This is a genomic window from Actinomycetota bacterium, from assembly GCA_004297305.1.
Taxonomy (GTDB): Bacteria; Actinomycetota; Actinomycetes; order S36-B12; family FW305-bin1; genus FW305-bin1.
Window position 1 is genome coordinate 45,425 of record SCTR01000007.1, and the last position, 20,764, is coordinate 66,188.

The window sequence follows — 20,764 nt, forward strand, 5'->3', positions numbered from 1 at the left end:
CAGGACGCCGACAGGACTGTCAGACAGGCGCGGCACCGTGTGGGGCGTGCCTCGGACGTTAGTGCGCCCCGCCGACGACATCAAACACCTGTACGAAGAAATCGTTGCGCGTGTCGGACCGGCCTGGTAGAAATCGCACACAGGTTCGATCGAACGCATGTTCGCCTCTCCCTTCCCCGGAGGTCCCCATGAGTACGACTGTCCGCTCGGCCCGCACCGCAGTACCGCAGGCATCGGCCGGCTCCTCGTGGCGGCAGCTACCGGCACGCCAACCGGCGACGTTCACCCGCCCGGCGACGTCCAACCGACCGGGGGCGTCCAACCCACCGGCGACGCCGAGCCGGCAGCGGATCAGCCCACAGCGGATCAGCCGGCAGGGGACGTCCCGCCGGAAGGGGCCGGCCCGGCTGACCCGACGAGGCCGGTTGGTCCTGCTCGTCCTGCTCGTGCTGCTCATGTTCGCCGCCGTGTCGTTCGGTCGGAGCGCTTCGTCCGAGGCTTCGTCGGAAGCGGCGCGCCCGGCGACCCGGGAGCTGATCGTGCAGCCGGGGCAGTCGTTGTGGCAGATCGCTCAGCACGTGGCTCCGGGAGTGGATCCGCGGGAGATGGTGCTGCGGATCCGCGACCTCAACGATCTCGACAGCTCCTTGGTCGTCCCTGGTCAGCCGCTCGTCGTGCCGGTGTTCGTCTGACGTCGCGCAAGACGCCGGGGCGGCTGCTGTGCCGCGCTGTCCGGCGTGAGTAGAGCTGCTCGAGCGGCGGCATTGCCCGGCCAGATCGGCTGCTCGACCAGACCGCATCGCCCGACGGGATCGAGCTGCTTCACCGGGACCCGTACCGCCCGACGAGATCAGCTGCTCCACGGGACCCGCACCGCCCGACGAGATCGGCTGCTCCACCGGGAGTGCACTGCGCCCTCGGGGATCGAGCTGCTTCACCGGGGCCGCCCCGCCCAGGGCCTCGGCCCGTGCGCGCCCGCCCAAGGCCTCGGCCGGTGCGCGACACGCGCGAGGTTGCTGCCGGTTCTTGACACCCATAGCGGCGGAGGGTCTACCTTCCCCTACATCTAGTAATGACATCGGTGTCATTCATCCACATCTGGGGAGTTGCAGGATCCACAGGCCGGCCCGAACGGACAGGCCCAGCGATCCCCAACCCGTCCACAGCGCGGCCCGCTCAAGACACAGCCCGACCCGAAGACTGCCGATCCGAAAGACACTGCCCAGCCACGTCGCCCGAGACGGGGCTCCGCACCCAGGAGGGGGTACTCGATGCACTGCCCGTTCTGCCGCCACTCGGACTCCCGGGTCGTCGACTCGCGCCCGTCCGAGGACGGCGCAGCGATCCGCCGCCGCCGGCAGTGCCCGGAGTGCGGCCGTCGGTTCACCACCACGGAGACCGCGACGCTGTCGGTGGTGAAGCGGTCGGGTGTCAGCGAGCCGTTCAGCCGTACCAAGGTGCTCGTCGGCGTGCGCAAGGCCTGCCAGGGGCGGCCGGTGGGGGAGGACGACCTCGCGCTACTCGCCCAGCGAGTCGAGGAGGCCGTGCGCTCCGGGGGTGCGGCCGAGGTGCCCTCCGGCGAGGTCGGGCTGGCGATCCTCGGACCGCTGCGCGAACTCGACGAGGTCGCGTACCTGCGCTTTGCCAGCGTGTACCGCTCGTTCGACACGCTCGACGACTTCGAGGCGGAGATCGCGTTGCTCCGAGCCGAGGGGGAGCCCACCGGCCAGGAGCGTCCGCCGCAGACCAAGGCGGTCGGCGCCACCCCGTAGCGCCCCGCCGAGCACGTGCCCACCGACCCGTGCTGGGCCACCGACTGGTGCCGCCCCAGCCATCCGTACGACGTACGACGTCTTCCCCGACGCACTGCCTGACCGAGACCCCGAGCGGGATGCCCCGCCGCCCTGCCGTTGTTTGAACGACCGAGGAGGACCACCCATGACCGAGACCGTGACCGGGCCCACTGCCGGCACCGGGTTCGCGCGCGCCGGTTTGGCGCTGCAGCGCCTTTACACCACGGCGGGCACGCACCCGTACGACGAGGTGACCTGGGAGCGGCGTGACGTCGTTCAGACCAACTGGAAGACCGGCGAGACGGTCTTCGAGCAGCGTGCTGTGGAGTTCCCCGACTTCTGGAGCGTCAACGCTTCGACGATCGTGACCACGAAGTACTTCCGTGGCGCGGTCGGCAGCGACGTCCGGGAGTGGAGCCTCAAGCAGCTGATCGACCGGGTCGTGCTGAGCTACACCAAGGCCGGTCGCGAGCACGGCTACTTCGCCACGCCGGCCGATGCCGAGATCTTCGAGCACGAGCTGACGTGGATGCTGCTGCACCAGGTATTCAGCTTCAACTCGCCGGTGTGGTTCAACGTCGGGACGTCCGCTCCGCAGCAGGTCAGTGCCTGCTTCATCCTCGCCGTCGACGACACGATGGACTCGATCCTCAACTGGTATCGGGAAGAGGGGCTGATCTTCAAGGGTGGCTCCGGAGCCGGCTTGAACCTGTCCCGCATCCGTTCGTCCAAGGAACTGCTGAGTTCTGGTGGGACGGCGAGTGGTCCGGTGTCGTTCATGCGGGGCGCGGACGCCTCCGCGGGGACCATCAAGTCCGGTGGTGCGACCCGGCGGGCAGCCAAGATGGTGGTGCTCGACGTCGACCACCCAGACATCGTCGAGTTCATCGAGACGAAGGTGCGCGAGGAGGACAAGATCCGCGCACTGCGGGACGCCGGGTACGACATGGACCTGGGCGGCAAGGACATCACCAGCGTGCAGTACCAGAACGCCAACAACTCCGTGCGGGTGTCCGACGAGTTCATGCGTGCGGTCGAGGAGGGCGGCCAGTTCGGGCTGACCGCGCGCGGTACCGGTGAGGTCCTCGAGACCGTCGACGCCAAGCAGTTGTTCCGTTCCATGGCCGAGGCGGCGTGGGCGTGCGCCGACCCCGGCATCCAGTACGACGGCACGATCAACGACTGGCACACCAACCCGGAGACCGGCCGCATCAACGCGTCGAACCCGTGCAGCGAGTACATGTCGCTGGACAACTCGTCGTGCAACCTGGCGTCGCTGAACCTGCTGAAGTTCCTCACCGACGACGACACCTTCGACGCTGACCGGTTCGCCAAGGCGGTCGAGTTCGTCATCACCGCGATGGACATCTCGATCTGCTTCGCCGACTTCCCGACCCAGCCGATCGCGGAGACCACGCGTGCCTACCGGCAGCTCGGCATCGGGTACGCCAACCTCGGCGCCCTGCTCATGGCGACCGGGCTGGCCTACGACTCCGACGGGGGTCGCGCGCTTGCCGGGGCCATCACCAGCCTGATGACCGGTACGGCGTACAAGCGCTCGGCCGAGTTGGCCGCGATCGTCGGTCCGTACGAGGGCTACGCCCGCAACGCCGACGCGCACAAGCGGGTCATGCGCAAGCACGCCGCGGCCACCGACTCGGTGCGGTCGGCGAGCGCACTGGATGCCGACATCCTGACGTTGGCGACGAAGGCGTGGGCGGACTGCCTGGCGATCGGGGAGAAGAACGGCTGGCGCAACGCCCAGGCCAGCGTGCTCGCACCGACTGGCTGCCTCACCGGCGACACCCTCGTCACCACCGATCGCGGGCTCATGCGGCTGTCGGAGATCGGTGACGTGTGGGGAGACAAGTGGCAAGACCTCGACCTCACTGTGATGACCGACGAGGGCCCGAAGCAGGCCACGAAGTTCTTCGTCAACGGCGAGGAGCCGACCCGCCGCATCACCACCGCAGGCGGATATACCATCCAGGGCACGCTGGCGCACCGGATCAAGGTCGTCGACGAGTCGACCGGTGAGTGGGTCTGGAAGCGGCTCGCCGATGTCACCGCGGGCGACCTCGTCCCGATGCAACTGGGCTTCCTCGTCGGTGCCGAGCGGGAGGTCCCGCTGCCGGTTCTCGACCAGGCGTACTACGCCGGCGACAGGGGCATCGTCGTCCCTGAGACGCTCCAAGCGGAACTGGCCGAACTGGTCGGGTACTTCATGGGCGACGGCAGCCTGCACGCCAAGGGTGTTCGCCTCTGCGTTGCCGATACTGATCTCGACGTCGTCGAGCGAATCCGCATTCTGTGCAAGGGCCTGTTCAACCTCGAGCCCGTGGTCACCGCGCAGCAGGGTTATCAGGAGGTCACGCTGCAGTCCGTGCGGCTGGCACGGTGGTGGCAGGCGGCCGGGTTCGCCAAGGACCTCCCCGGGGTCGACCATGCCGGCAAGGGGTGGACCCCACGGGTGCCGGCGGCGATCCGGGAGACCAACGACGCGGGCGTGTACGCCGCGTTCCTGCGCGGTCTCTTCGAAGCAGACGGGTCGGTCTCCGCGGGCGTGCCCGCGCTGTCGACGGCGTCCGAGACGTTCGCCGCCGACCTGCGGACAATGCTGCTCGCCCTTGGCGTTCCGACCACCACTCGGCAGACCGTCAGCGGCTGGGGCGGTGCCCAGTACCAGCTGCGGGTGCGCAACCTGTCCCACGTGGCCCAGTTCGCCGAGACCGTCGGTTTCCTGTCCGACCGCAAGAACCGCGCGATGAGCCTGCTGCCCACCCAGTCGGGCAACCGAGACCGCATTCACCTGCCCGAGCCGGTGTGGCGTGAACTGGCTGACCGGGCGCCGGTCTCGCGCGAGCTGCTGCTGCAGGCCGTTCGCCGGGGGCAGGGCGTCGCACGTGATTTGGCGATCAAGGTGCTGCGAGAGACCGAAGATCCCCGGCTGTCCAACGCGATGCTCTACCTCTACGAGGAGGTCGCGGACAACGCGGACGGCGGGGTGCAGCCGACGTACGACCTCTCGGTGCCGGCGAACGTCACGTACGTTGCCGCAGGTTTCGTGAGCCACAACACCATCGGTTTCATGATGGATTGCGACACAACGGGTGTGGAGCCGGACTTCTCGCTGGTGAAGTTCAAGAAGCTCGTCGGCGGCGGTTCGATGCAGATCGTCAACGCGACGATTCCGCGGGCGTTGCGGCAGCTCGGGTACGCCGAGGAGACCATCGAGGCGATCGTCGAGTACATCGCCGAGCACGGTCACGTCGTGGACGCGCCCGGCCTGCGGCCGGAGCACTACTCGGTGTTCGACTGCGCCGTAGGAGAACGAGCGATCACCCCGATGGGCCATGTCCGGATGATGGCGGCGGTGCAGCCGTTCATCTCCGGTGCCATCTCCAAGACGGTCAACATGCCCGAGTCGTCCACGGTCGACGAGGTGGAGAACATCTACTTCGAGTCCTGGAAGCTGGGTATCAAGGCGCTGGCGATCTACCGCGACAACTGCAAGGTCGGGCAGCCGCTGTCGGACGCGAAGGCCAAGAAGGCCGACGCCCCGGTCGAGGTCATCGTGGAGCGCCCGGTTCGCAAGCGGCTGCCGAAGTCGCGGCCGAGCATGACGACGTCGTTCAGCGTCGCCGGTGCCGAGGGATACATGACGGCCGGCTCGTACCCGGATGACGGTCTCGGCGAGGTATTCCTCAAACTCGGCAAGCAGGGTTCGACGCTCGCCGGTGTGATGGACGCCTTCTCGATCGCGGTGTCGATCGCGCTGCAGTACGGCGTCCCGCTGGACGCCTACGTGTCCAAGTTCGTCAACATGCGGTTCGAGCCGGCGGGGATGACGGACGACCCGGACATCCGGATGGCGCAGTCGATCATGGACTACATCTTCCGGCGGCTGGCGCTGGACCACCTGCCGTACGAGCAGCGGGCCGGTCTGGGCATCTACACGGCCGAGGAGCGCACCCGGGCGGTGGAGACCGGGTCGTACGAGACGCCGGCCGAAGACGACGACATGGACGCTCTCGCCCAGTCGGTCCCGGTGGGCAAGGCCGACAGCCTGCCGGCTGCCAAGCCTGCGGCCGACCCGGTCACAGCGACCGCTGTCGCTGCCCCGCGGGAGGTCCACTCGTCGGCGGAACTGCTGGAAGTGTTCACCGGGACGGCGTCTGACGCTCCGCTGTGCATGACCTGCGGGACGAAGATGCGCCCGGCCGGCAGCTGCTACGTCTGCGAAGGTTGCGGCAGCACCAGCGGGTGTAGTTAGACGCTCGCTTGGTTGCTTTGGGACGACGGCGGCAGAGGAGGCCAGGTGGAACTCGAGAAGCAGATCCTGGGACGGGCTCGTGAGATCAAGACCGACGGATACCCAATGTCGATAGGCGAGGTACTTTCCCTGTACCGAGATGGCGACATTGATATTCATCCGGAGTTTCAGAGGATCTTTCGATGGGATGAAGACCAGAAGTCGAGGCTAATTGAGTCGATTCTTCTGGGGATACCTATCCCGCCAATATTTGTTTCCCAACGCGATGATGGGGTGTGGGACGTAATCGACGGCGTCCAGCGTCTATCGACGGTTCTGGAGTTCGTGGGTGAGTACAAGAATGAAGCTGGACTGAGGACACCCAGTTCGACTCTGCGTAAGACAGAGTACTTGCCGGCGCTGGATGGCTGCACATGGGAAAGCGGTACCGACGAGGAGAAGGTGTTCTCCGAACCGCTGCGTAGGGACTTCAAGCGGGCCAAGCTCGAATTCCGTATTATTCGTAAAGAATCGGATGCAAACGCAAAGTACGATCTGTTCCAGCGGCTAAACTCGGGTGCTCAACTCTCACCTCAAGAGGCACGAAACTGCCTGCTCGTAATGATGAATGTTGAGCTGTTCAATCGGGTTGCTTCTTTGTCGCAGCAAGATGAGTTTGTCTCTTGCACGCCACTGTCGGATAGGCAGGAGGATCAAGCGTACCGGCAAGAACTCGTGCTGAGGTTCTTCTCACAGGCTGATTTCGATAGAGGAGAAGGCCAGCTAGACGTGGAATACGGGGAGTATCTGACGAATTGGATGCGACGCAAGGCTGAGGGCCCTTCTGCGGAGTTGAACGACGTGGACTCGGGTCTTTTCGAGTCGTGCTTCCGACTGTTGGGGGGTGCGCTCGGCGAAGACTCCTTCAGGCGCTGGGATCCGGAACGTGGCGCTCATCTTGGTCCCTTCTCGATTTCGTCGTATGAATTCGTTACTACTGGTTTGGCATCTAACTTTTCGCGGTGGGTGAGTCGCCCTGACGAATTGACGACGCGTATTCGGGGCACATGGTCCGAGCCAACATTCCGTGATAACTCTGGAAGTGGGATCAGTCCCAGGCGCCGTGTTCCGAAGCTGGTACATGCGGCCCGGAGATACTTCGCGGAGGGCTGACGTGAAGGTTCGCTCTGCTGAAGAAGTAGCTGATGCAGTGGACAACTCACTCGCGTGGCGCAGGATGGAAATGAAGACGCTCGAGAAAGAAGTTCAACGCGCCGCGCAACTTGGTGAAGACAAGCCCGTTTGTAGAGCCCTTACCCGAAGTTCGCTCGCCGTCCTATATGCCCATTGGGAAGGATTCGTCAGGGATGCATTCGGCGCCTATGTGGACTATATCTCAGCGTCTAAGCCAAAATTCGCCGAGTTGAACGATGGTTTGCTTCGAGCCGTGGCCAAGGCGCTCCATAGGCGAGTTGCGAATGGAGATCTTGCGGCTCTGCAATCGGTGGCGGAGGCTGTTCGGCGTCCAAGTGAGGGCCGTGCTCCTATACCTTCTAGGGCAGCAATGGTTGATACACGAGCGAATCTTCGCTTCGAAGTGCTGAAGGAGATCTTGGGATCCGTTGGGATGGATTCTGCCGAATTCGAGACCAAGCAGTTATTGATAGACAAGTCTCTTTGTGACGCACGAAACTCAATTGCACACGGGAGATATCTTGATCAGGGGAGCGGGCAGTACCTAGAGCTGCAGAAAGAAGTCCTCCACATGATGGAAGAGTTGCGCGACAAGATTGTATTTTGTGCGAGTAGTGCTTCATATCGCATCCGAGTGCCAGACTCAGTGGAAGGGGCGGATGTGCTGTCTGGTTCGACCTAGCGTTGCCTACGTTGGGAAGGTCGCGCACGCTTAGCCCGATTGCAGGTTACGCAGCCCGCTTTCACAGGACTTGCGCCGCGGTTCGTGAGCTTAGCGACCACCGTGCGAAGTGGCTGCGGGCCTTGAACGAGATCATCGCCGTCGTGGCCCGCAATGTGCGCATACGCACGACCTCGTGGGAATCGATGACTTGGTCGTTGTCTCGGTTGCTCTCTTTGAGGTAGGGCAGACGCGACTACCCAGGGCCGCCGCCCTCGCTCCATAGCTCTCGCCACACAAACACGTACCGCGTGAGCCGAAAGTCGTCCGTCCCGGTCGCATCGAAGGGTCGCCGCACATACCGCAATCGATCCGCCCCCGCGCCCTCAGGCGACACCTCCACGAGCGCCAACCGGTAGTCGTCGCCGAGATTCTTCGCCGTCAGAACCTCGTTGCGGGTGATGCTGAACTCGTCGGCCCCGGCGATGCGGCCCTTCACCTCGATCCGTATCACCGACCCGTCGACCCGTACCGACCGGACGTCGAAGCCCGGGTTGTTCGGCGGCATCTCCTCCGGCACCGCGCCCAACTTCCGCTCCGCAGCGAGCACCGCATCCACCGCCCGCCGCTCCACCGCCCGCCGCGCCTCCTCCGAAGCGGCGAGATCCACCACGGACGCGCCTCGCCACCGGTCGAGCAGTCCTTGCGGAATCACCAGGGCCGCACCGGAGATCACGGGCGGCAGCACCGTCAATGCGGCGTCGACGTCCAACTCGGCCAGCCGACGCTGCAGCCGCCCCTCAAGGTCACGTGCGCGCCGGTATGCCGTTTCTGGGCGCATCCGCAACTGCCGCCCTGCCGACTCTTGGTCCAGGAGCAGGGCGTGTTGCCCGTCCCAGTAGTTGATTTCGCTGGTGAGCCGGGCCCGCACGGCGTCTCGGGTCCGCGCGACCGACGCCACCACGCGCGTCTCAACGTCGCGGCGGTGGTCGGGCAGCGAGTGCTGCACCGCCCACGCGCGGGCCACGTCTTCCACACCGGCCGTGAGCCACTCCGCGCCGAGTAGCGACTCCAGCTGGTCACCAGCGGCCGGCTGCCACGGGGCGTAGTCGAGGTACGGCGCAGGTCCGCCAGTCCGCGCAACGCCATCGGCGTCCAGTTCCACGAAGCCGAAGCGTTTGGACACCGTCCGCGACCGGCCGTCTTTGATCTCCTCGATCGATGCCACCAGCAGCCGCGGCGTGCTCGACAGATCATCCGGATCTACTAGGACCGCGCCGTGCTTGAGCAGGCTCGAGTGGTCGTTGACGGTCAGGTCCACGACGGCGTCGAGCAGCGGATGCCCCGGCGCCAGCAACTGGGCGACGGGCAACCCTGGCCGGCGTACGTCGTTGCGCTCGAAGCACACCCGTTCATAGCGCGTGAGTACGGCAGCGCCGATTCCAGCCTGCCGGTCGCGGTCGCGAATTCGTGCCGGGACGTGGGTGATCTCGTGCCGACCGCGTTCGCGAGCGGCAAGCTGCCCGCCCATGCGTTCGAACGCCTCGGCAAAGAACGCCCGGATGTAGTGCGGCTGCAATCGCCTGGCCTGCGCCTCCTCGACGCGGCGGCGGACTTCGTCGGGGTCGCTTTGCGCGAGGACGTCGTGTTCGAGTGCCCGCTCGGCGAGCAGAGCCTCGATTCCCTCGTTGACGGATGCGTCGATGACGCGGTTGAGATGCTCGCGGGTCTCGGGAAGGTCGCCGTACCGGATCGCTTCGATCAGCAGTTCTCGCAATGGCCGACCCTCGAAGGCGTCGCCGAGCACGTCGAAGACCTTGCCGCCGTAAGCTTCACGCTGCTCGTCGACTTTGGCTAGCAAGCGCAGGAAGACATCGCCTTCCCGGGTGTCGCGGGCGACGAGGTTCCACAGGTGGCACACCTCGGTCTGGCCGATGCGGTGGATCCGACCGAACCGCTGTTCGATCTTGTTCGGGTTCCACGGCAGGTCGTAGTTCACCATCAGGTGGGCACGCTGCAGGTTCAGGCCTTCCCCGGCAGCGTCGGTGGCGACGAGGATGCGCACCTGCGGGTCCGAGGTGAACAGTTCCTGCGCCGTGCGCCGATCCTCCCGACGCACGCCGCCATGAATCGCGACGACGGTTCGGTCGTCGCCGAGCAACGTGCCGATCCGGTCGACGAGATAGTTCAGCGTGTCTTTGTGTTCGGTGAAGACGATGATCTTCCGTGGTGTGCCGGCGGAGTCGGTGACCATCGCCTCGTCCAGCAGGATGGTGCGCAGCTCGGTCCATTTGCGGTCGGTGTCGGACTGCCGCACCCGCCGGGCCACTTCGATCAGGTCGTCGAGGACACCGATCTCGTGCTGCAGTTCGGTGCGCGTGCGCGCCGCGGTCGCCGCGTCGGTGACGGTGTCCTCGACCTGCTCGACCTCCTCGGCGGTCATGTCCTCCAGTGCGTCGTCGATGCGACCGACGTCGCGGCCGAGCATCTCGGCCAAGCGATCCCGCAGCGGCGCAGCCGCAGTCGAGCCGTCACGGTCGATCGTCTGTAGCTGGCGCCCCAATCGGTCGCGCCGCCGCTGCAGGCTGCGCAGGATCGCCTCCGGGCTGGACGCCAGCCGGCGTTGCAGCACCGTGAGCGCGAATCCCACGTTCGTGCGGCGCCGGTCGCCCTCGCCGAGCGCGTCGGCCCTGCCCATTTCCTCACGGACGTACGCCGTGACGACGTCGTACAGCTCCTTCTCTGCCGCCGACAGCTCGTACGGCACCGTGGACGCGCGCCGCTCGGGGAAGAGCGGCCGACCGTCCATGGTGAGCAGTTCCTCTTTCACCATGCGGCGCATCAGGTCGCCGGGCTGTGCGCTGTGCAACCCGTCCCGGAAGCGACCCTCGAAACGGTCCCCGTCCAGCAGCGCGAGGAAGAGCTGGAAGTCCTCCTGCTTGCCTGAGTGCGGCGTCGCCGTCATGAGCAACAGGTGCCGAGTGACGCGGCCGAGCGATCGCCCGAGTTCGTAGCGCTTGGTGGTCGTCAGTTCGTTGCCGAAGTAGTGCGCGGACATGCGGTGCGCTTCGTCGACGACGACGAGGTCCCAGTCGCTGCCGTCGAGCTGGCCGCGCAGATCATCGTTGCGCGAGAGCTGGTCCATCCGGGCGATGAGCAGCGGGTGCTGGTCGAAGACGTTCGACCCCAACGTGGTGGCGTCGATCATCGGGCGGGTCAGCACCTCGAAGTCGAGACCGAACTTGTCGTGCAGCTCGTCTTGCCACTGGTCGACCAGGGATCCAGGCGCCACGATCAGGCAACGGGCGAGGTCGCCACGCAGCCGGAGCTCCTTGATGTAGAGGCCGGCCATGATGGTCTTGCCGGCGCCGGGATCGTCGGCCAAGAGGAAACGCAGCGGGCTGCGGGGCAGCAACTCGCCGTAGACGGCGGTGAGCTGGTGTGGCAGCGCTTCCAATTCGGACGTGGACACCGCGACCATGGGGTCGAAGAGCGCGGCGTACCGGATCCGCAACGCCTCCGCCGCGAGCCGCCACAGCGCCCCGTCGGCATCGAAGGCGCGGGTGGTCCCGGCGGATTCCAGCCGCAGCCGAGGCTCGTCGTCCCGCCCGAGCATCGCCTGGCCGACATCGCCGTGACCGTCGCGGTAGGTGACTTCGAGGAACTGCGTCCCTACCCACCGGGCGGCGACGATGTCGACCACTCCGGCGGTCGCGACACCGGCGGCACGAACGCCCGGCACGAGGTTCTCCAGCGCTGCGGCGAGTGCGCGTTCGATGGGCGATTCGGCGTCCACAACACCCCCGGTCTCGGCGTACGGCGATCTACCAGGTGGCAGGTTCCCACAGCGGGCGCTCGGAGTCTCCGCGGCAACTCGGGCCCCTCGCTCCGCCGGAGATCCATGTGGCTGTGTCAGACGGGACTGCCAGGGTGCCCCAGATCCAATAGAGGGGCGGCGTGGAGGCTGATCCGACCTGGCTCGTGATTGTGACGACGACAGTCGGCCCGGCTGCTGCGGTCATCGTTGCGGTTATCGCGGCTAGCGTCGCCGTCGGGCTGTGGCGACGCGAGGAGAGTTTCCGTATGGTCCGCTGGGCAGCCGAACAGGCCGCTCAGGAACGCCGATCCGACCACGACGGACCAGCAGTCGGGACGGCCGTCCTCGACTACCTCACGGCAACGACCCCCGGATCGCGGCGGTGGTGGGAGCCCAGGCGCCGTCGCCGCGTGCTGGACGCAGGGGGCGCTGCGCTCGCCGAGGTCGTCAGCGCAGCGCTCGTGGAGGAGCTGCGGTCGCGTGTGGCGGTGGCTGCCGCGGCCGACACCTCCGTGGTCGTCACGTCCGACGCCTTCCCTGCCGTCCCTGGTCAAGGTCCATACACTGTTCGATCGGAACCCGTGCCCGGGGAGGCGACCGATGACGACGACACCTGACGTGATCGCCGTGACGCCGACGGAGATGCGGGCCGCCAAGGTGGTCATCAGGTTGATGCGCCGACGCGGCGAGGCGCCCAGTCAGGCGTTGCTCGCCATCGCGAACGCGACGGTCGAGCCCACGCGGATCTCGGATGCCGCTGCCCGGGTCCCCGCTGACGAGGTCTGACGCGCATGGTCAGACGGTCCCTCGGCGACCTGTCACGCAGGGGCCCCGCGAAGGGACCGCGCAACGTGTCTGTCCGACGCGCCATGATGTGCCGTCAAGAGCGGCGACGGAGTCTGTGGACTGAGAGCCGCATGGGGTGATCGCCGGCCTGGACGTCCGGCGTGACGAGGGGACCGAGCGGATGGCCACGACGGCGGACGTGCCAAGGCGGAAGCTGATCGAGGTGTCGTTGCCGCTGGAGGACATCAACCGCGAGTCCGCCCGGGAGAAGTCCATCCGGCACGGCCACCCGTCCACGCTGCACCTGTGGTGGTCAAGGAAGCCGACGGCTGCAGCACGAGCCGTGCTCTTCGCCCAACTCGTGGACGACCCGTCGTCGCACCCGGACCGCTTCCCGACGCCGGAGGCTCAGGCCGCCGAGCGGGAGCGGCTGCACGACCTGATTCGGCGACTCGTCGTCTGGGAAAACGTCGGTGACGAGCGGCTCCTGCGCGAGGCCCACGAGGAAATCTTGAAATCCAGCGGGGGGGGGCCAGCAGTTTGCCGGTCATCCTCGACCCGTTCGCGGGCGGCGGGTCTATCCCGCTGGAGGCTCAGCGGCTCGGCCTTGAGGCCCATGCCAGCGACCTGAACCCCGTCGCTGTCCTCATCAACAAGGCACTCATCGAGATCCCGCCCCGCTTCGCCGGCCGGTCTCCCGTCTTTCCCGGCGCCGCCGAGTCGCGGCTCGGCGACTGGCCCCGCGCGACCGGGCTCGCCGAGGACGTCCGCCGGTACGGCGGCTGGATGCGCGAGCGCGCCCAGGAACGGATCGGGCATCTCTACCCGCCGGCGAAGCTGCCGGACGGATCGACCGCCCCCGTCATCGCCTGGATCTGGGCCCGGACAGCGACGTGTCCCAACCCCGCCTGCGGGATCGAAATGCCGCTCACGAGTAAGTGGCGGCTGGGCAAGAAGAAGGGAAAGGAGGCGTACGTCGTCCCCTCCGTCGTCCCCGACCCGTCAGTCGCGGCAGGGCGCCGAGTCGTCTACACGATCGGGCACGATCCCGCCCAGGCGCCGACCAAGGACACGGACGGGACGATGTCGGGCCGTCGCGGCGCCCTTTGTGTCGCCTGCGGTACAGCCGTGCCCACTGATCACATCAAGGCCGAAGGCGTCGCGGGGCGTATGGGCGCGCAGCTACTCGCCATCGTCGCGGAAGGCGCTCGGCAACGGATCTACCTGCCGCCGAATGCAGAACACATCGCCGCGGCGGACGTGGCCCGTCCGGATGACGTGCCCGAGGGCGAAATCGCCACCAACCCAAGGTGGTTTTCGACGCCTGCATTTGGGATGACCGAGTTTGCGGATCTTTTCACAAACCGGCAGTTGGTGGCGTTGACGACATTCAGCGACCTCGTCGGCGAGGCACGGGAACAAGTTCTTGCCGATGCCCTCGCCTCCGGCCTCCCTGAAGGCACCCGCCTAGAAGCCGGCGGCTCCCACGCCGCCGCCTACGCCGACGCCGTGGCAACCTACCTAGCCATGACCGTAAGCCGCCTCGCTGATCTCGGCAATTCTCTCTGTCGTTGGGAACCCGTCGCCGAATGTCCCCGTCAACTCTTCGGCCGCCAGGCCGTTGCCATGGTGTGGGACTATGCGGAGGGCAATTCGCTCGGCGAATCGTCCGGCTCCTGGCAGGTGCTGACCGGCGGCACGCAACGCGCCTTCGCCAGTGCAGCGTTCTCGCGGGCCAATGTGTCTGCGCATGCAACTCAAGGAGATGCGCTGGAGGCGGTTTCGCGGAAGCAGGTCGTCATATCGACCGATCCACCCTACTACGACAATATCGGGTACTCCGACCTTTCGGACTTCTTCTACATTTGGTTGCGACGAACGTCCGGCGATCAGTTCCCGGCTCTGTTCGGAACCCTGCTGGTGCCGAAGGCAGACGAGTTGGTGGCGAACCCGTATCGCCACGGTGGTCGCGACACGGCGGAGCAATTCTTCGAGACGCGGTTTCGTGATGTGTTCACTCGAGCACGTGATCATGCAAGTCCGGATATGCCCATTGCCGTGTACTACGCCTTCAAGCAAGCTGAGCTCAAGACTGACGGCGTTTCATCGACGGGATGGGCCACGATGCTCGAGGGCATCATCGGCGCAGGCTGGTCGGTCACTGGCACGTGGCCGCTACGCACCGAGACATCGAGCCGTTTGACTGCCCAGGGAACCAACGCCCTCGCATCTTCCATCGTCCTCGCGCTTCGTCCCCGCCACGAGGACGCTCAGGCCACGACCCGTCGCGGCTTCCTCGCCGCGCTGAAGGCCGAGTTGCCGCATTCGCTCCGGGAGATGCAGCAGGGCGCGATCGCACCCGTCGACTTGGCCCAAGCCACCATCGGTCCAGGCATGGCCGTATTCTCCCGCCACAGCCGAGTCGTCGAAGCAGACGGCTCGGCAATGTCAGTGAAGACGGCGCTCGCGCTCATCAACCACGCGCTCGACGAGGTGCTGGCGGAGCAGGACGGCGACCTCGACGTCGACACCCGGTTCGCGCTCAAGTGGTACGAGCAGTATGGCTTCGGCCTCGCCAAGGGCAAGTTCGGCGAGGCCGACGTCCTGGCTCGTGCGACGAACACGTCCGTCGAAGGACTGAAGCGTGGCGGCATTCTGGCCTCGGGCGGAGGAGACATTCGCCTCCTGGCGCCGACAGATCTGGACGCCTCCTGGGACCCCCTGGCCGACGACCGGATCAGCGTGTGGGAAGCCACGATGCATCTGGCTCGGGTCCTCGACACCGGCGGCGTCGAGGCGGCCGCGGCGCTCATTCCGAAGGTGGGCCAGCGGATCGACCTTGACGCGGTCCAGCTGATCGCGTACCGGCTTTACGAGCTGTCACAAGCCAACCGGCCCGCGGATGCGTTGCTGTTCAACGCGCTCGGTACTTCATGGGGTGATCTTGCATCCACCCGGCGTACCGACCCGGCGCCGACGGTGACGGCACCGACACTCAACTACGGCGACGAGGATGAGTAGTCACTTCTTACCCGAGCCGCCACCATGCGGCGCGGCGAGTTCCACCACCATTGACGAGCTGGACGCAAGGGGGATCACGCCGTGGCGCTGAGCAACCGGGACAGGATCGATCGTGGGCTTCAGGCGCTCGTCCTCGGGGTGCGGCCGTTCGTCGACCAGCACATGGGCGCCGCCGCCAAAGGCGCCGACTGGGTCGCGCTGCTCACTGCTCGCGACGCCGCGAAGCACGGCACGGTCAAGAAGAACTCACCGGACGACCCGCGCTTCCTCCTGAAGATCTTGACCGAAGAATGGCGCGCCTTCGGCCAGGAACTCTCGCGCGTCGACCAGTCCTATGCCTCCGAGTTGCGCGACGTCGGCAATCGGCTCGCCCACGGCGAGTCGTTCAGCGCGGACGACACCACCCGCGCACTGGACACCATCGAGCGGTTGCTTACGTCGGTGGGCGCGCCCGACCAGGCCGACGCCGTCCGGACATTGCGGCTGGACCATCAGCGCGACGTCTTCGAGGCGCAGACCAAGAAGACCGTGCGCGCCGCAGTCGGCACCGTCAACACGCCCGGGACCGGCCTGAAGCCGTGGCGCGAGGTCATCACGCCGCATCCCGACGTCACAGCGGGACAGTTCAACGCCGCCGAGTTCGCCGCCGACCTGCATCAGGTATCGACGGGGGAGACGACACAGCAGGAGTACGCCGATCCGCGGGAGTTCTTCGCGCGCACGTACCTCACCGAAGGGCTCAAGGACCTGCTCGGGCGGGCGGTCCAGCGGTTGAGCGGTGACCTCAACGCGTCCCCGGTTGTCAATCTGCAGACCAACTTCGGTGGCGGCAAGACCCACTCGATGCTCGCCGTCTACCACCTGGTGGCCGGCCTGCCGGCCAGTGCCTATCCGCAGCCGGTCCAGGAAATCGTCGGGCCGGTGAAACTCGACGAACTCAACGTCCGGCGGGTGACCCTTGTCGGGACGCATCTCGCCCCGAACCAGCCACGGGTCAAGGAGGACGGCACTGCCGTTCGTACCCTTTGGGGAGAGCTCGCCTGGCAGCTCGGCGGACGTACGGCGTACGACGTCGTCGCCGACGCTGACCGGTCGGGAACTCCGCCGGGAGATGCACTGACCGGGCTGCTGCGCGAGCACGCACCGGTGCTCATCCTTATCGACGAGTGGGTGGCCTACGCCCGGGGACTCAGCGATGACGAGGATCTCGCCGGCGGGCGTTTCGACAACCAGTTCACGTTCGCCCAGCACCTGACCGAGGCGGTCAGCGCGATCCCCGGAGCGATGCTGCTGGTCTCTATCCCGGCGTCTGACACCTTGGACGCTGGCGGTGGCGGGTCGGCGATCGAGGTCGGTGGTGAGCGGGGTCGTCGCGCCCTCATGGCGCTGCAGAACGTGGTCGGCCGCAAGGCCGACCACTGGCGGCCGGCGAGCAGCATCGAGTCGTTCGAGATTGTCCGACGCCGGTTGTTCGCCGAGCCCGATGCCGCGGCGCGCACGGAGATCGCTGCGGTCGCGCGGCAGGTCGTCCAGTTCTACCGGGAGCACCACGGTCAGTTCCCCCGCGAGGCCGAGGAGTCGGCGTACGAGGACCGCCTCAAAGCGGCCTACCCCATCCACCCCGAGCTCTTCGACCGCCTCTACCACGACTGGTCGACGCTCGAACGGTTCCAGCGAACGCGGGGCGTGCTGCGGCTCATGTCGATCGTCATCCACGAGCTGTGGCGGTCCGGCGACGCGAGCCCGCTCATCACCCCGGGCACGATCCCGTTGCACGCGCCGCTTGTGGCCAGCGAGCTGACCAACTATTTGCCGGATGCGTGGCGCCCGATCATCGACAGCGACATCGACGGCGAGGGCTCCGATGCCGTGCGGATCGATGCGAGTCGCCCCGGCACGTTCGGCGCCCGGTCATTGACCCGCCGGATCGCTCGGACGATCTTCCTCGACACGGCGGCCACGCTGAACAGCGACCACCGCGGCGTGGAGCGACCGCGGATCTGGCTCGGGGTCGCGATCCCGGGTGACACGCTCGGCAACTTCGGCTCCGCGCTGGAACTGCTCAGTCAGGAGTCGACGTACCTGTACTCCGAAGCAGCGCGTTACTGGTTCTCAACCGCGGCGTCGGTCACCCGCACCGCCGCCGACATTGCCGACCGGCTTCGTGAGGAGCCCGAGGCGGTGTGGAAGGAGATCCTCGATCGGGTGAAGGTGCTCGTCCGTGACCGGGGTGGATTCGCCGGTGTCCACGTGGGCCCGGTGTCGTCGGCGGACGTTCCGGACCTGGAGGAGGTGCGGCTTGTCGTCGTACACCCCCGGATGCGCCACGCGAAGAACGAGAAGGAGTCCGAGGCGCTCCGCTTCGCCCGCGATGCCACGTTGCGAGTCGGATCCGCACAGCGGCGCAACCGGAACATGGTCGTCTTCGTCGCTGCCGACGGGCAGCGGTACGAGGAGCTCGACAGTGCGGTCCGGGCCTTCCTGTCCTGGAAGCAGATTGCCGACCAGGCCACGGAAATGGACCTGACGCCCAGCCAGAAGGCCCAGGCCGATAGTCGTCGGCGGCAGGCTGACGAGGATGCCAGGAACCGACTGGCGGCGACGTACACGTGGACCTTCGTCCCGACGCAGGATCCACAGTCGCCACCTGAGGTCGCAGTGGTACCGGTGAAGGACGGCCAGGGCGGTCTGGCCGAGCGGGTGACCACCAAGCTCGTACGGGAAGGTCTGCTGGCAACGACTTACGGTGCCTTCTCGGCGCGGATGGCGCTCGATGGGCCGCTGAGCACGGCTTGGGCAGCGGGTCACGTCTCCGTGGGGGAGCTGTGGTCGCTCTATACGCAGTATCCGTATCTGGACCGCCTTCGCGATCGGTCCGTCCTGGAGTCGGCTCTGCTCAGTCCGCCGATTCTGTGGGAACAGGAAGGCTTCGCCTGGGCCGCTTCGGTGGATGACGGTGGACGGTACGTCGGGCTGGTCCTGCCCAGTGACGAGACCGTACCGAGCTCATTGCCGGATTCCTGGCTTGTCGTGAAGCCAGGGCGGGCCTTGCGGCAGCGAGCAGCGGACAAGGCAGCTGCGGACAACACCGTCGCCGATCCGATAGGGCTGTCCGGCTCCGATGACACCGCGGACGGGCTTGAGGTGGCGGGACTCTCGGCAGCCGCCGAGGCCGAGCCGGGACGCTCGCTCTCGGTCAGTCGTTTCTTTGGCTCCGTCGGCGTCGATCCTGAGCGATACAACCGGGACTTCGCCCGCGTGGGGCAGGAGATCTTGCAGCACCTCGCTGCTGTCCCGGGAGTTGAGCTGACGGTCACGATCGAGATCCACGCCACGGCGACCGAGGGCTTCAGCCCTGAGACAGTCCGCGTTGTGGGGGAAAATGCAACGACCTTGAAGTTCAAGGCAAGCGGATTCGATGACTAATAGCGCGCCACAGTGTCGACGATGTGACGGCTGCACGAGGGGGAGGGCATGGACGAAACCGCTCGGTTCTTGATCAGGTCAATACTGGCGGAGAACCCAGGACTGTCCGCGTTCGAGATATCGACGCAGCTCGCCGCCCACGGTATCCGGCTGAGGTCGCACCAGATCAAGCTGGAGCTGGAGGGCATGACAGATGCGACCGCCGCGCGCCGGCCTGATCATCGACAGGCCTGGTCGGTGCGGTCTGGCGCAGCGGGAATCCAACCGCATCACGACTCGCTGAATGATGATTGGGAGGTCACCTATCGCGGACCGGAGTTGCGCCGCTGGCAGATCCGAGCGCTCCGCTCCTGGCGGGCGGCGGACCGGCGCGGAGTTATCGAGGCGATCACCGGTACGGGGAAGTCCCTTGTCGGCATCAAGGCGGTCGAGGAGGTCGTGCGCGACGGAGGGCGGGCATTGGTGGTCGTGCCCGGCGTCGCCCTCCTTCAGCAATGGCGACGCGGGCTCGAGGCGGAAATTCGCGGCATCCGGATCGCAGCGCTCGGGGACGGAGCGTCGGCGACGTTCTACGACAATGACGTCCTCATCGCATCCGTCCAATCCGGGTATCGCCATCGACCCGTCCCTCCCGGACTGGGTCTGCTGGTCGCCGACGAGGTGCATAGGTATGGCGCGCCCACGTTCGCACAGGTGCTGTCAGATCGATTCGATCGACGGTTAGGGCTGACCGGGACCTACGAGCGGATTGACGACGGAATCACCACCTGGCTCGATCCGTACTTTGGTGGAGTGGCATTCGAGTATCGATACGCAGATGCCCTTCTCGACAAGGTCGTGGCACCGTTCCACCTCGCTATGGTCGGCGTCAGTTTCACGGACATCGAGCGATCGGAGCACGACCGCTTCGACAAGGAATGTAAGGACACCGCCACGGCTCTCATCGAGATGCACGGATATCCAAGGGCACCATGGAGTGCGTTCTTTGAGGCCGTCCAATCGGGGGCCGCCAGTCCAGATTGGAACGAAGCTCAGATCTGTCGACGGCACCTCGCGGCGTTCATGCGACGAAAGGAGCTGCTGGCCGCCGCCGTGGCCAAGTCCCGCATCCTCAAGGAAATCGGCATCGCTTGGATCGAGGCCGGTCAGGCATTGGTTTTCACTGAGACGGTGTCAGCAGCCAAGAACGCCGCCGCCGCCATCGGCGAATTCACCCCGGCCGCAGCTCTCACCGGCGACATAACTCGGCGGAGCCGAGAGATGGCGCTTCGGCGCAGGGCGAGTCCAGGTTCTGACCGCTCCGCGGCTCCTGGACGAAGGTATCGACGTCCCCGAAGCCAGCCTGGCGGTCATCGTCGCAGCCAGCCGGACGCGACGCCAGATGGTGCAGCGCATGGGGCGGGTTATCAGGCTGAAGGACGACGGCCGGCCTGCTCGCGTGCTGGTCCTCTACGTGAAGGACACGCCGGAGGACCCTGTCCTTGGCGGGCACGAGGCCTTCCTCGCAGAGGTCATTCCACATGCACAAAGTACAGTCACCTTTGACGAGAATATGGTTCGGAGCGTCCAAGCGTGGTTGAGGAGCTGAGCCGCCGCCGGTGGAGCGTCCACGGTGGCTGCCCATGCACGCGAACTGCCGTGCTGACCGGTCCTTGACACCGCACCACCGGAAGTCGACTATCGCGGTTGACGATCCCGTCCGAGATCGCCAGCGTGCCAAATGGGCGACACCGAGGCCTCGGCGCGACGCCCGACCGGGTTCTCGGTCGTGGGGTACGCCGCCAGCCGGTGCTTGCCAGGTTGAGGAGGACGTG

10 protein-coding genes and 1 pseudogene are annotated in these 20,764 nt (G+C 66.4%); 10 read left to right on the forward strand and 1 reads right to left on the reverse strand.

Translation table 11 applies throughout. From position 1 onward, the window contains the following. The first annotated feature begins 188 nt into the window (after positions 1-188). The 5 genes from EPO13_05900 to EPO13_05920 all read left to right on the forward strand — a co-directional run bounded on the left by EPO13_05900 (position 189) and on the right by EPO13_05920 (position 7,921). Positions 189-692: a LysM peptidoglycan-binding domain-containing protein gene (locus EPO13_05900; GenBank protein TAK69420.1), complete on the forward strand. Its 504-nt coding sequence runs from the start codon at positions 189-191 to the stop codon at positions 690-692. Between the two features lie 579 nt (positions 693-1,271). Further along, complete coding sequence (nrdR, locus tag EPO13_05905) at positions 1,272-1,772, forward strand: transcriptional repressor NrdR (protein ID TAK69421.1); 501 nt, start codon at positions 1,272-1,274, stop codon at positions 1,770-1,772. Between the two features lie 166 nt (positions 1,773-1,938). Next, complete coding sequence (locus EPO13_05910; protein ID TAK69422.1) at positions 1,939-6,066, forward strand: vitamin B12-dependent ribonucleotide reductase; 4,128 nt, start codon at positions 1,939-1,941, stop codon at positions 6,064-6,066. A 45-nt stretch (positions 6,067-6,111) separates the two neighbouring features. Continuing rightward, the gene (locus EPO13_05915) at positions 6,112-7,218 is read left to right on the forward strand and encodes a DUF262 domain-containing protein (GenBank protein TAK69423.1); all 1,107 of its coding nucleotides are present in this window, start codon (positions 6,112-6,114) and stop codon (positions 7,216-7,218) included. Between the two features lies 1 nt (position 7,219). Continuing rightward, complete coding sequence (locus EPO13_05920; protein TAK69424.1) at positions 7,220-7,921, forward strand: hypothetical protein; 702 nt, start codon at positions 7,220-7,222, stop codon at positions 7,919-7,921. A 235-nt stretch (positions 7,922-8,156) separates the two neighbouring features. Here the strand turns inward: EPO13_05920 and EPO13_05925 are convergent, their stop codons facing one another. Next, positions 8,157-11,696 (reverse strand): DUF3883 domain-containing protein, encoded by a 3,540-nt coding sequence (locus EPO13_05925; protein ID TAK69425.1) that lies wholly within the window; start codon positions 11,694-11,696, stop codon positions 8,157-8,159. Positions 11,697-11,887: 191 nt separating this feature from the next. On the opposite strand from EPO13_05925, the gene EPO13_05930 reads away from it, so the two are divergent. The 5 genes and pseudogenes from EPO13_05930 (at position 11,888) to EPO13_05950 (ending at position 20,495) form a co-directional block, all read left to right on the forward strand. Continuing rightward, on the forward strand, positions 11,888-12,334 hold the full coding sequence (locus tag EPO13_05930) for a hypothetical protein (protein TAK69426.1): 447 nt from the start codon (positions 11,888-11,890) through the stop codon (positions 12,332-12,334). Further along, complete coding sequence (locus tag EPO13_05935) at positions 12,318-12,503, forward strand: hypothetical protein (GenBank protein TAK69427.1); 186 nt, start codon at positions 12,318-12,320, stop codon at positions 12,501-12,503. The genes EPO13_05930 and EPO13_05935 overlap by 17 nt, the downstream gene beginning before the upstream one ends. Before the next feature lie 181 nt (positions 12,504-12,684). After that, positions 12,685-15,524 (forward strand): annotated as a pseudogene (locus tag EPO13_05940) (DUF1156 domain-containing protein). Positions 15,525-15,605: 81 nt separating this feature from the next. Then, positions 15,606-18,950 (forward strand): ATP-binding protein, encoded by a 3,345-nt coding sequence (locus EPO13_05945; protein ID TAK69428.1) that lies wholly within the window; start codon positions 15,606-15,608, stop codon positions 18,948-18,950. A gap of 48 nt (positions 18,951-18,998) precedes the next feature. Then, positions 18,999-20,495: a hypothetical protein gene (locus EPO13_05950; GenBank protein ID TAK69429.1), complete on the forward strand. Its 1,497-nt coding sequence runs from the start codon at positions 18,999-19,001 to the stop codon at positions 20,493-20,495. Positions 20,496-20,764: the final 269 nt, after the last annotated feature.